The sequence below is a fragment of the Thauera terpenica 58Eu genome, assembly GCF_000443165.1.
Taxonomy (GTDB): Bacteria; Pseudomonadota; Gammaproteobacteria; order Burkholderiales; family Rhodocyclaceae; genus Thauera; species Thauera terpenica.
Map to the genome: position 1 here is coordinate 1 of NZ_ATJV01000079.1, position 14503 is coordinate 14503.

General features: G+C 65.5%; 2 protein-coding genes. Both read left to right on the plus strand.

Features of this window, described 5'->3' with window-relative positions; genetic code table 11:
• The coding region (locus tag M622_RS34915) for a hypothetical protein (RefSeq protein WP_245543091.1) at window positions 1-442 on the plus strand (442 nt) is incomplete at its 5' end.
• Between the two features lie 185 nt (window positions 443-627).
• A partial coding sequence (locus tag M622_RS34920) for a PKD domain-containing protein (protein ID WP_021250354.1) occupies window positions 628-14503 on the plus strand: 13876 nt, incomplete at its 3' end.

Sequence of the window (14503 nt, forward strand, 5' to 3'; positions counted from 1 at the left end):
AGGCGCTGGAGTCCTGAGCATGACCCCGCTGGCCGAGCGGCTGGCGGGTTTGATTAAAGCTTCGAGCCGATCGGGCCGTAAGCAGGAGGACCATCCTCCTGCTTACGGCCCGATGTCCATTGCGCGCGCCTTCCCCATGCTGGTGCTGACCCTCGGCCTGCAGTCCGTCCAGGCACAGCAGCCGCTTGCACCGCCTGCCGCCGCACCGGCAACTGCGCCACAAACGCCGGCCGCGCGTCCCGAGTGGCGTGACACCGACGCCTACCCCTTCCCCGCATTGGCAACAACGGTCGCTGACATGCAGAACCTCGCCCATGCGATGCAACTGCGGGAGTTCTGTGCCAATGCGCGCGTGCCGGATGACTTCGTGCGTGAGCGTCTTGATCGGTTTGGCGCGATGACCGGGCGTACGGAAACCTGTGCCACGCTGCTCGACTATTGATGCGCGGCGTCAAATGGCGGGCCTGTGAGCGGGTTTCGGAGGGATGTCGGGTTTTCTTACACATTGGTCGGAACGTTTCTGTAACGCACTGTTTTTAAGTGAGTTTCGGATAGGCATTTTTTATGCTTCTACAAGCTGATATCGGTGGGCGTCCACCGTTTGAAGCTTGTCCAGGGAGCACGAAAATGAGCCACTACGCCGAAGAAAAGGTCAACGCCTACAGCCCCGACTACCAGTACGCACCTGCGGCTTCCAAGCTCAGCGGGGGTGGATACGTCGTTGTGTGGACCTCGCGTGACCAGGATGGCAGCGGAGACGGCATCTACGCGCAGCGCCATGATGCTTCCGGCGTGCCGGTCGGTCCCGAGTTTCGCGTCAATACCACCACCGCAGGTGCTCAGCTCGCACCGCAGGTGGCCGGCTTGTCCGACGGCAGCTTCGCCGTCGTATGGACGGATCAGGGCGGGGCGGATGGCAGCAGCTACGGGGTTTATCTGCAGCGCTATACGGCTGACGGAGCGCCTCTCGGCAGCGAACAGCGCGTCAACACCTATACGACCAGTCAACAGGACGAGCCTGCGCTGGCCGCCTATGGCGGCGGCTTCGTCGTCACCTGGTCGTCCTATGGACCTGACGGTAGTGGCCTGGGTGTGCAGGCTCAGCGTTTCGGCAATGCGGGCACGGCCGTTGGTGCCGAGTTCGGTGTCAATGCGAGCGCCTCCGGCAATCAATACGAACCGGACGTTGCGGCGACGGCTGATGGCCGCTTCGTCATCGTGTGGCGCTCGGACGGTCAGGATGGCAGCAGCGCGGGTGTCTATGCGCAGCGCTTCAATGCAGACGGCACCACAGCCGGAACCGAGTTCCGCGTCAATACCCACACCGCAAACGGCCAGTATGAGGCGCAGGTCGTGGCGTTGGCAGGTGGTGGCTTCGTGGTGGTGTGGCGTTCGGACAGTCAGGACGGCAGCAGCGCCGGTGTCTATGCCCAGGTCTACGCTGGCGACGGCACGGCGGTCGGCGGTGAGTTTCGCGTCAATGAATCCACCGTGGGTGGCCAGTATCAGCCCGACGTCACTGCGCTTGGCAGTGGCGGCTTCGCCGTCACCTGGCGCAACGACAACTACGACATGAGCGGTAGCGGCTCCTATCAGGATGTCTATGTGCGCGAGTACGACGCTGGCGGTGTGGCGCTTGGTGCTCAGGTCAAGGTCAATACCCCGACGCCCACGCAGACGGCACAGTACGAGCCGGCGATCGCCAGCCTGGGTAATGACAACTACGTGATCGTGTGGCGTTCAGACAACCAGGAAGTCGACGGTGGCCATTCGGCGATCTACCAAAGCCTGTTCGGCAATCCTGCCGACATGCCGCGCCAGGCCAACCCGGAGCTGAACGAGTTTGGCGGTGCATTGGTGCTGGGAGAGAACGCCGTCAATGCGTCGCCGCAGATCATTGATCCGGTGCTCAGCCTTCACGACGCCGACTCCACGGACTTCGATGGTGGCCGTGTCGAGATTTTTTACACTCGTTTCGGTGGCGTGGAGGATCAGCTCGGTGTGAACAACGAGGGCACGGGCGTCGGCCAGATCGGCGTTTCGGGCAGCACCGTGAGCTTCAACGACGGCAGCGGTGCGGTAACGATAGGCACGATCAGTGGCGGCGGCAACGGCGCTTCTCTGGTGATCGAGCTCAATGCCAGTGCCAGCGTGGATGCGGTCGAGCAGCTGCTGCAGAACCTGACCTATGCCAACACCTCGAACAGTCCGCAGGCAAGCCGTAGCATCGCGGTGCGCGTGTACGACGGTGACGGCGGCGCGAGTGCCGCCGCCGAGGTCAGCATACAGGTGGTGCGCGAGGATGACGGCGTGGCGCGGGTGTGGGCCGAAGAGGTGGTCAACACCTACACCGCGAGCACGCAGGAGTGGCCGGCGGTGGCGACCCTGGCCGATGGCAGCTATGTGGTGACTTGGGACTCCAACGCTCAGGATGGCAGTCAGGGGGGTATCTACGCCCAACGCTTCGCCAACAACGGCGAGGCGCTGGGGGCGGAGTTCCGCGTCAATACCCTGGTCAATGGCGACCAGAGCTGGGCGCAGATCGCGGCCTTGTCGGACGGCGGCTTCGTCATCAGCTGGCAGGACAGCGCGGGCAATGACGGCAGCGGCTGGGGCAGCTTCGCTCAGCGCTTCGATGCGACGGGGGCAGCGCAGGGCGCGCAGCTGTTGCTCAACACCACGACCTCGGGCACGCAGTACCACAGCAACGTGGCGGGCTACAGCGGCGGTTTTGCTGCGGTGTGGTCCAACGGCAACGACATCTACCTGCAGCGCTTTGACAACGTCGGCGCCAAGCAGGGCGGCGAGACCTTGGTCAGCACCGCGCCGGGCAGCGCCTCGGCGCAATCGGGTGCCCAGTACCAGCCGGGCATCGCATCTGCGAGCGACGGCAAGCTGGTGATCGTGTGGGCCGACGGCGGCGGCAACGACGGCGACAGCTACGGGGTGTTCGGTCGCACCTACGATGCGGTCTCGGGCACCTTCGGAAATACCTTCCTGGTGAGCACGACCACTGCGAGCTACCAATCGTATGCGAGCGACGGCAACCATGCGCCTGATGTGGCGATGCTCGATGGGGGCGGCTTCGTGGTGGTGTGGTCGTCCTACGACCAGGACAGTGCCAGCACCTGGGGTGTTTACGGCCAGCGCTTCGATGCGGCGGGCAACAAGCTGGGCGGCGAGTTCCAGGTCAACGAGACCACCGCGGGCAGTCAGTACATGTCCGAGGTGAGCGCGCTGTCGGGCGGCGGCTTCGTGGTGAGTTTCTACAATGACAACTACGACGTGGCGGGCAGCGGCACCACGGCCGACGTCTACATCCGCGAATACGATGCCACCGGTAGCGCGGTCGACGGCCAGCGCAAGCTCGAGTCGCCCGACAACAGCACCGCCCATCAGCCGGTGGTGGCGGATCTGGGCAGCGGCAACTTCGCGGTGATCTACAGCAGCTACGCGACCAGCGCCAATGGCGGCAACAACACCCACGAGATCCGTCAGCAGCTGTTCGGTGATGCCACTGAGCTGGCGCGGCCCTCTGCTGATCCGGTGCTCGACGGCCTGCGCACCACCCTCAACCTGTCGTACAACAATGCCTCTGCGCTGTATGCAGGAAGCGCGCAGGTCATCGACCCGGCGGTGTACGTCAGTGACGCTGATTCGGTGAACTTCGCCAGCGGCAAGTTGATCGTGCACTTCCTTGATGGCACGCCGGCCACGCATGCGAATGAGACGCTCGCGATCCGCAACCAGGGCACGGGGGCGGGCGAAATCGGCGTTTCCGGCAATGACGTGAGCTATGGCGGTATGGTGATCGGCAGCTTCAGCGGCGCCGCTGCGGGCGCCGATCTGCTGGTTGCCCTCAATGCCAGCGCCACCGCCGAGGCGGTGCAGGCGCTGGTGCAGAACGTGACTTATGTCCACGCCGCGCCGGGTACCAGCCAGACCGACCGCTATCTGGGCTTTCGCCTGTTTGATGGCGATGGGGCGGCGAGTGCGGCGCAAGCGGTGCTGGTGCGCATCCAGGCCAGTGTCACCCCGGCCGCGGTCGAGTTGCTGGATGTCGAGCCTGCGGTCACGCTGTCCGAATCCGCCGCCCAGGCCGGTGTGGTGCTCGATCCGGGTGTCCAGCTCGGCTATAACGGCGCCACCGGTTTCGCTGGCGGCAGTCTGACGGTGTCCTATGTGTCGAACACGGGCCGCCCCGAGGACCAGCTCTCCATCCGTAACGAGGGCAGCGCGGCGGCACAGGTCGGCGTCTCCGGCGCTGACATCAGCTACGGCGGGGTGCTGATCGGCACCATCAACGCCGCGGACACCGGCGCCAATGGCGACCAACTCGTGATCAACTTCAACGCGACTGCGACCGCTCAGGCGATCGAGCGCGTGATCGAGAACCTGTCCTACAGAACCAGCTCGGACGGTCCGCTTGCCTCGCGTACGGTGCAGATCGTCGTGCGCGACGGCGCCAGCGTGGCGAGCAGCGCAAGCCAGATGGTGATCAACATCACCCCGGAGGCTGACGGTGCAAGCCCGCTGTTTGGCGAGCAACAGGTCAACACTTACGAGCTTGGCCAGCAGACGGCGCCGGTTGTGGCCGCGCTGCAGGGCGCGAACGTGGGCAGCTACGTGGTGGTATGGCGCTCGGAGAATGCCCAGGACGGCAGCGGCTACGGTGTCTATGGCCAGCGCTTCGACGCCAAGGGCGCTGCCGTGGGCGCCGAGTTCCAGGTCAATACCTTCGCCCAGAACAACCAGTACGAGCCCGAAGTGAGCGCGCTCGCCAACGGCGGCTTCGTGGTGGTGTGGCACTCGGATAGTCAGGACGGCTCGGGCAGCGGTATCTATGCCCAGCGTTATGGCGCCGACGGGGCGCTAGCCGGTAGCGAGTTCCGCGTCAGCACAACGACTACCGGTAACCAGTACGAACCGGCGGTGATCGGCCTGAGCGACGGCAGCTTCGTCGTCGCCTACCGCAGCGATTACACCGCTTCCACTTACACGACCGACGTGCTGGCCAAGCGCTACGCGGCTGACGGCACGCTGTTGGCGGACGAATTCACCCTCAACACCACCGTCTCGGGCACCCAGTTCAACCCGCGCCTGGCGGCGCTGCCGGGTGGCAAGTTCGTCGCTGTATATGCCGATGCCAGTGCCAACGACGGCAGTGGCTACGGTGTGTTCAGCAAGGTCTTCAACGCCGATGGCACGGTCGCGGTGGCCGAGCAGGGAGTGCCGAGCACGGTCGCCGGCAACCAGTACGGCCACGATGTGGCGGTGCTCGCCGACGGCAGTTACGTGGTGGTGTGGTGGTCGGCCGATGACCAGATCCATGGTCAGCGTTTCGACGGCAGCGGTGCGAAGGTGGGCGGGCAGTTCCAGGTCAGCACGGTCGATAGCGTGCCCTATCAGGACTACGCCCGCGTCACCGCGCTGGGCGACGGCGGCTTTGTGGTGGCCTGGGACAGCTACAACGGCGTCGGTGGCAGCACCTACGATGTGTTCGTGCAGCAGTTCGACGCTGCCGGCAACAAGATCGATGGCGCCACGGTGGTCAACAGCACCATCGCCAGCACGCAATACCTGCCCGATCTCGCCGGCCTCACCGGCAACAACTTCGTTGTTGCCTGGGCGGGTTACAACCAGGAAGCAAACACGGCGAACAGCTACGGCGTGTTCTCCCAGATCATGGGCACACCGGGTTCGATCGTGCGCTCGGCTGCGCCCGAGCTGGTCGATGTGGTCGCCAGCGTCACTTTCTTGGAGAGCGCGGTCAATGCCAGCCCGCAGCTCATCGATGGCGCGGTGCGCCTGTCGGACGCTGATTCGGCGAACTTTGCTGGCGGTGAGCTGGTGGCGGCGATCATTCCCGCCGGGCAGAACCAGGCGGTGTACGAACTTGCGCAGGATCAACTTGGCATTCGCAACCAGGGTAACGATCCTGGCCAGATCGGGGTTTCGGGCAATACGGTCAGCTACGGCGGGGTGGCGATCGGCACGCTGGGCTCGAACGGCGCCAATGGCGCGGACCTGATGGTGAGCCTCAATGTCAATGCGACGCCGCAGGCGGTCGAGGCCTTGATCGAAAATCTCAGCTACGCCAACAGCTCCACCGATCCGGCCGCAACCCGGCTGGTGAGCATCCGCGTCAACGATGGCGCTGGCGGTGCCAGCATGCCGCGCACGGTGCAGATCAACGTGACGCCCGAGACTGATGGCGTGAGCAAGCTGTTCGGTGAACAGCAGGTCAACACCTACGAGGCTGGCTACCAGACGATGCCGGCGGTGAGTGCGCTACAGGGCGCGAACGCGGGCAGCTACGTGGTGGTATGGCGCTCGGACGATGGCCAGGACGGCAGCGGCTACGGTGTCTTCGGCCAGCGCTACGACGCCAGGGGCGCTGCCGTGGGCGCCGAGTTCCAGGTCAGCAGTGAGGGACTCGGCAACCAGTACGAGCCCGAAGTGGGCGCGCTCGCCAACGGCGGCTTCGTGGTGGTGTGGCGCTCGGATAGTCAGGACGGCTCGGGCAGCGGTATCTATGCCCAGCGTTATGGTGCCGACGGGGCGCTCGCGGGCGACGAGTTCCGCGTCAACGCGACGACTACCGGCAACCAGTACGAACCGGCGGTGATCGGCCTGAGCGATGGTAGCTTCGTCGTTGCTTATCGCAGCGATTACTCCGCCTCGAGTTCGAGCTACGTCTACGACGTGCTCGCGCAGCGCTATGGCGCCGATGGCATGGTGCTTGGTGGTGAGTTCACCCTCAACACCACCGTCTCGGGCACCCAGTTCAACCCGCGCCTGGCGGCGCTGCCAGGGGGCAAGTTCGTCGTCGTATATGGCGACGCCAGCGCCAACGACGGCAGCGGCTACGGCGTGTTCAGCAAGGTCTTCAACGCCGATGGTACGGTCGCGGTGGCCGAGCAGGGAGTGCCGAGCACGGTCGCCGGCAACCAGTACGGCCACGACGTGGCGGTACTCGCCGACGGCAGTTACGTGGTGGTGTGGTGGTCGGCCGACGACCAGATCCACGGCCAGCGTTTCGACGGCAGCGGTGCGAAGGTGGGCGGGCAGTTCCAGGTCAGCACGGTCGATAGCGTGCCTTATCAGGACTACGCCCGCGTCACCGCGCTGGGCGACGGCGGCTTTGTGGTGGCTTGGGACAGCTACAACGGCGTCGGTGGCAGCACCTACGATGTGTTCGTGCAGCAGTTCGACGCTGCCGGCAACAAGATCGATGGTGCCACGGTGGTCAACAGCACCATCGCCAGCACCCAATACCTGCCCGACCTCGCCGACCTCGCCGGCCTCACCGGCAGCAACTTCGTTGTTGCCTGGGCGGGCTACAACCAGGAAGCAAACACGGCGAACAGCTACGGCGTGTTCTCCCAGATCATGGGCACACCGGGTTCGATCGTGCGCTCGGCTGCGCCCGAGCTGGTCGATGTGGTCGGCAGCGTCACTTTCATGGAGAACACGGTCAACGCCAGCCCGCAGCTCATCGATGGCGCGGTGCGCCTGTCGGACGCTGATTCGGCAAATTTCGCCGGCGGCCAACTGGTGGTGAGCGTGCTGTCAGGTTACGGCAACATCCAGCAAGCGCAGCTGGTACAACAAGCCGAAACGCAGGATGCGTTCGGTATTCGCAACCAGGGTGGCGGTGCCGGCCAGGTCGGCGTCTCTGGCAGCGCGGTCAGCTATGGTGGCGTGACGATCGGCACCATCACCACCGACGGCATGGCGGGACGTGACCTCGTCGTCACCTTCAACCCCAGTGCCACTGCGCCGGCCGTCGAGGCGGTGATCGAGAATCTGACCTATCGCAACACGGTATCGAACCCGGTCGAGACGCGCACGGTGTCCATCCAGGTCAGCGATGGCGCGGGCGGGGCGAGCGTGCCGCGTGTGCTGACCATCAAGGTGACGCCCGAATATGACGGCGCGCAGCCGCTGTTTGCTGAGGAGGTGGTCAACACCTACACGCCGGGCGAGCAAAGCGCTTCGGCGATGGCGCGTCTGGCCGACGGCGGTTACGTCACGGTGTGGACTTCGCAGGCGCAGGATGGCTGGGGCTACGGTATCTACGGTCAGCGCTATGACGCGCAGGGCGTGGCGGTCGGCAACCAGTTCCAGGCCAACAACTACACGCCTTACGACCAGGTCGAGCCGGTGGTGACCAGCCTCGCCGGTGGCGGCTTCGTCGTCCTGTGGACCGACCGCGGCGGTGCCGATGGCAACGGTTACGGGGTGTTCGGCCAGCGCTATGATGCCGACGGATTGCAGGTCGGCGAGGCCATTCTGGTCAATACCAGCGCGACCGGCAACCAGCACCAGCCGGCGGCGGCAAGCCTGCCGGGCGGCGGTTTCGTGGTGGCGTGGTATTCCGACGGCCAGCAGGACGGGCGCTATTACGACGTCTACGTCCAGCGCTTCGATGACAACGGCCAGGCGCTGGGTTCCGAGACCCGCGCCAACGCCAGCACCGGCTTCGAGAACAACGGCCAATACGAGCCCGCAATCACTGCGCTCGCCGACGGCAGCTTCGTGGTGACCTGGCGCTCCGACAATCAGGACAGCTCGTCAACCGGGGTGTATGGCCAGCGTTTCGCTGCCGACGGCAGCGTGCTGGGCAGCGAGTTCCGCATCAATACCTACACCGACTCCACGCAGTACGAGCCGAGCATTGCCGCGCTCGCCGACGGCGGTTTCGTGGTGGCGTGGACCTCGTATTACCAGGACGGCGGCAGCACCACCGGCGTGTTCGCACAGCGTTATGGCGCCGATGGCACAGCGGTGGGTGCCGAGTTCCGCGTCAACACCACCACCGTCGATAGCGAGCAGCAGCCCTCGGTTGCCGGGCTCGCCAATGGCGGCTTCGTGGTGGCGTGGATGGCCAGCGGCGAGATCTTCGTGCAGCAGTACGATGCCGCCGGCCTGCCGGTGGACGGACAGACCCGGGTGGACGTCAAGGACGCCTACTGGGCGAGCGAACCGGCGGTGCTGGCGCTGTCGAACGGCAACTTCGTGGTGAGCTGGACGGACTACCGGGATGATGCGGACGTCAACAGCTACGGCGTCTTCCAGCGCGTGTTCGGCAATCCGGCCGACTTCAGCCGCCAGGGCAATCCGGAACTGGTCGATGTGGCGTCCTCAGTCAGCTTCGGTGAGAACGCGGTCAACCTCGCGCCGCAGCTCATTGACCCCGACGTCGGGCTGATCGATCCCGATTCGGCCAACTTCGACGGTGGCCGGCTGGAGGTGGACTACATCAGCGGCTACGGCGGTCAGGACCAGCTCGGCATGGAGGGGCTGGAGAATCAGGACCAGCTCGGTATCCGCTCCGAGGGTGATGCCCCGACCCAGGTGCGCGTGTCCGGCCTCAACGTGTATTACTCCGGCACCTTGATCGGCGCCCTCGTGGCCGACGGCAGCAACCACGGCAAGCTGGTGCTCGAGTTCAACGCCAATGCCACGGTGCCGGCGGTCGAGTCGGTGATCGAGAACCTCACCTACCAGAACACCTCGAGCAACCCCTTTGCCAGCCGCACGATCTCGATCCGCGTCACCGACGGCGATGGCGGGGCGAGCGATGCACGCTTCGTCACGCTCAACGTGACGCCTGAGGTCGACGGCGCGGTGCCGCGCGGGCTCGAGCGCCAGGTCAACACCACCGTGGGTGGCCAGCAGACCAACCCCGCGATCACCCACCTGGCCGATGGCGGCTATGTCGTCGTGTGGACCGACGAGGGCGGGGCGGACGGCAGCAGCTACGGGGTCTACGGGCAGCGCTACGACGCAGACGACAATGCACTCGGCAGTGAATTCCGTGTCAATACGACCACGGCAAATGCGCAATACGAGCCCGGCGTAGTCGGTCTGGCGGGCGGTGGCTTCGCCGTGGTGTGGCGCTCGGACGGCCAGGATGGTAGCGGCTCTGGCGTCTATGCGCAGGTCTTCAACGGCACGGGTAGCGCGGTGGGGGGGCAGACGCAGGTCAACACCATGACCAGCAGCAACCAGTACCAGCCCGATGCCACCGCGACCGCCGACGGCGGCTTCGTCGTTGCCTGGTATCACGACAGCTATAGCGCCTCGAACACCGAGTATGCCGACATCTTCTTCCAGCGCCTCGACGCGACAGGCGGCAAACTGGGTGCCGAGACGCGTGCCAACCCGCCGCTGGGTTCGACCTTCGAGTACCAATCGGAGCCCGCGATCGCCTGGCTGGCCGACGGCGGCTTCGTGGTGACGTGGACCGACTCCAGCGCAACCGATGGTGAGGGCAACGGCGTGTTCGGTCAGCGTTTCGACGCTACGGGCAATGCGCTCGGGACGGCCTTCCGCGCCAATACCTACACCGGCAGCAACCAGTACGAGCCGGACGTCGCCGCGCTCGAGGACGGCGGCTACATCGTGGTGTGGCGCTCCGACGGGCAGGATCTGAGCGGCGCGGGTGTGTATGGCCAGCGTTACGCCGCCGATGGCAGCACGGTGGGCACGGAGTTCCGCGTCAACACCAGCACCAGCGGCTCGCAGTTCGAACCGGCGGTCACCGGGCTGGCCAACGGCGGCTGGGTGGTGAGCTGGACCGACCAGTACGGTGCCGCGGCCAACACCTACGACGTCTTCCTGCAGCAGTACGATGCGGCCGGGCGCCAGGTCGATGGTGAGACGCTGGTCAATAGCTACACGCCCTATGTGCAGCAGCAGCCGGCAATCACCGCGATGGCCGACGGCGGCTTCGTCGTGGCCTGGTCGTCCTATGTGTATTCGAGTGACCAGAACGGTGACGGTCTGCCCGACGGCGGCAATGACACCTTCGAGATCCACCTGCAGCGTTACAGCAACACCGCGCCGCAGATCTCGCCGTTCACGGTCAATGGCCTGGAAGAGGCGGTGATCGTGCTCGAGGCCCAGCTCTTCATCGACAGTTTCTCCGATGCCGAAGGCCAGAACCTGGCGGCGATCCGCGTCACCACGCTGCCGGCCGAGGGCGTGCTGAAGCTCGATGGCGTTGCGGTGACCCCCGGTCAGGAGATCAGCCTTGCCGACCTGCAGGCCGGCAAGCTGAGCTATCAGGGCGAGCTTAATTACTTCGGTCTCGACCAGTTCGCATGGACGGGCAGCGATGGGGTGGCCTATGCGCCCACTCCGGTGTTCTCGATCATCAACCTCGCCAACGTCAATGACGCACCCGCGCTGCAGGCCGGCGCTGACGATACCGCGGCCGAAGGCACCTGGTTCAGCCACGCGCTCACGCTCGGCGATCCGGACCCCGACACTCACCTGATCACGGTGGATTGGGGTGATGGCTCGGCGCCGTCGCAGTATTCGACCAGTGCGGCGGTGTACAACATCTCGCATTACTTCCCGGATAACGGCACTTACACGGTGACCGTGACCGCCAACGACCAGGCGGGACAGGCCAACAGCGTCGAGACCGACAGCTTTGAGGTGGTGGTGTCCAATGTGGCGCCCGACCTGAACCTGTTCGGCAATGCCACGGTGGAGCAGAGCCAGCCTTACACGCTGACCCTGGGCAGTGTCTATGACCCGGGCGCCGACACCGTCACCGAATACCGCATCGACTGGGGTGATGGCTCGGCAGTGCAGGTGGTCGCCGCCGGCGACCTGCCGCAGAATCGGCAACTGAACCATAGCTACGCCACTGCCGGCGAGCGCACGATCTCGGTGACTCTGGTGGATGAGGACGGCACCCACGCCGGTGTTGATACACAGCTCGTCCAGGTCAGCGCACCAGCCGAGGTGCTGACGGTCAATGCCGGCAGCGATCTCACGGTGAACGAAGGCCAGTACTTTGTGCCCGCGATCAGCTTTGCCGATCCCAGCGACACCGATCCCGTGGGTCGCCTGTACACCATCGACTGGGGCGACGGCAGCACCAGCAGCGGCCGGACCTTCAACCCGTCTTCGCTCGGCATCGGCCACACCTACGCCGACGGCGATGCGAGCTACACGGTCACGGTCACGGTCGATGATGACGGCGCGCAATCGGGCAGCGACAGCTTCGAGGTCACGGTGAACAACGTGGCGCCGACGCTGAATCTCTCCGGCGGGGGCAGTGTGGCCGAGGGCGCGTTGTACACCCTGGCCATCAGCTCCAGCGACCCCGGCGCCGACACGATCGCGAGCTACTCGATCGACTGGGGTGACGGCAGCGCAGCCACCGCACTCACCGCGGCTGAACTCGTCACGCTCGGCGGCAGCGTCACCCACGCCTATGCCGACGGTGCGGCCGGCGGCACCGCGCGCACGATCACGGTGAATGCCACCGACGAGGACGGCACCTGGACGCAGACCCGGGCGCTCACCGTGAATAACGTGGCGCCGACGATCGCGCTCTCCGGCAACCTGACGGTGGATGAGGGCTCGAGCTTCACGCTGACCCTGGGCGCGGTCACCGACCCTGGTCAGGACACGCCGACCAGCTACACCATCAATTGGGGCGACGGCGCGGTTGAGGTGGTGAACAGCCTTGGCGACTACACGCATGCGTATGCCGACGGCAGCATCAACCGCACGATCTCGGTGTTGGTGACTGACGAAGACGGCCAGCACAGCAATGCCGGCACATGGACGGTGACGGTGAACAACGTCGCTCCGGCGGTGCTGCTGACGGGCGCGGCGGTGAGTGCCGAGGGGGCGTCTTACGCGCTCAACCTCGTTGGCAGTGATCCGGCGGGCACGGCTGATACCCTGTCCTACAGCATCGACTGGGGTGACGGCAGCGCGGCGCAGCTCCTCACCGCGGCCGAACTGTCCACGCTCGGCGGCAATGTCGCGCATATCTACACCGATGACGAGGATGGCCCGGTCAACTCGACGGGGCACACGATCACGGTGACGGTGAGCGACGAGGACGGTGGCAGTTCGAGCTCGACCAAGACGGTCACGGTCAACAACGTGGCGCCGACCATCGACGCCAGCGGCGCCACCTCCACCACGGCGGGTCTGGTCTATACCCTGAGCTTGTCGAACTACTTCGACCCGGGTGCCGACACGCTGCTGGCCAACGGCATCGAGGTGGATTGGGGTGACGGTTCAAGCTCCACCGTCAGTGTTCCGGGCGATCTGACGCACACTTATGCTGCAGCAGGCACACCGACCATCCGTGTCAGCCTCAGCGACGAGGACGGCAGCTTTGCTGATGTGGCGAGCATTGCGGTGACGGTGCTTGAACCAGCTGATACCGTCGTGATCGCCAGCCAGGTGCCTGGTGCGATTACTGAAGGTGGAATCTTCACCCGCAACATCGCCTTCACTGACGGTGAGGACAGTGGTGGTGATGGCTGGGCCTACGACGTGGTGTGGAGCGATGGCGTGACTCAGAGCGGTACCACCACCACCCAGGGCTTCGTGCTCAGCCGCAGTGCGGCCGATGGGCCGGCCACACTCAACGCCTCCATCACCGTGTCCGATACCAGCGGTACGGACAGCGACACCGGGAACCTGGTGCTGCAGGTCAACAACGTGGCGCCGACCGCGGCAGTCACCGGTGCGGCGACGGTCGCCGAGGCGACGCCCTACACGCTGGCGGTAGGAGCGGTCGTCGATCCGGGGGTGGACACGGTCTCCGCCTATGCGATCGACTGGGGTGACGGCAGTGTCGACAGCTTCACGCCGAGCGAATGGGCAACGGCTGCGGGCAGTTTCGATCATGTCTATGCCGATGGCGGCGCGGGCGGCACGGCGCGCACGATCACGGTGAGCGCCACCGACGAGGACGGCACCCATGTGCTTGGCACCCAGGCGCTGACGGTGCTCAACCTTGCTCCGGCGGTGCTTGCGAGCGGCGCCGATGCGATCGACGAGGGCGGGGCTTACGCGCTGAGTCTGGTTGGCAGCGACCCGGCGGGCACGGCCGATACCCTGTCCTACAGCATTGACTGGGGTGATGGCAGTGCGGCGCAGCACCTCACCGCCGCTGAACTGGCGGTGCTCGGCGGTGAGGTGCTGCACACCTTCGCCGACGATGAGGATGGTCCGATCAATGCCACCGATCGTACGATCACGGTGACGGTGAGCGACGAGGATGGCGACAGTTCGAGCTCGACCAAGACGGTCACGGTCAACAACGTGGCGCCGACCATCGCGCTTGCGGGTGCGGCGACAGTGGTCGAGGACAGCGCTTACACGCTGACGCTGGGCGCGGTGGTGGACCCGGGTACGGATACGGTTTCCAGTTATCTCGTCGATTGGGGCGACGGCAGCAACTCCATTGTCTCGGCAGCGGGCGACTTGAACCATGTCTATGCGGACCCGGGCAGTTACTCGATTGGCGTCGGGCTCGTCGACGAAGATGGGACTCATGCCAGTGTGGCCAGTCGCGATGTGCTGGTCACGGCCGCCGGAGGCGGAAATACGCCACCGGTGGTGCAGGACGAGAGCTACACGGTGCGCGCTGGCCAGACCCTGGCGGTGGGAGTGGCGGCGGGCCTGCTCGCCAATGACTCGGACGCCGACGGCGACGCGCTGCAGGTGCTGA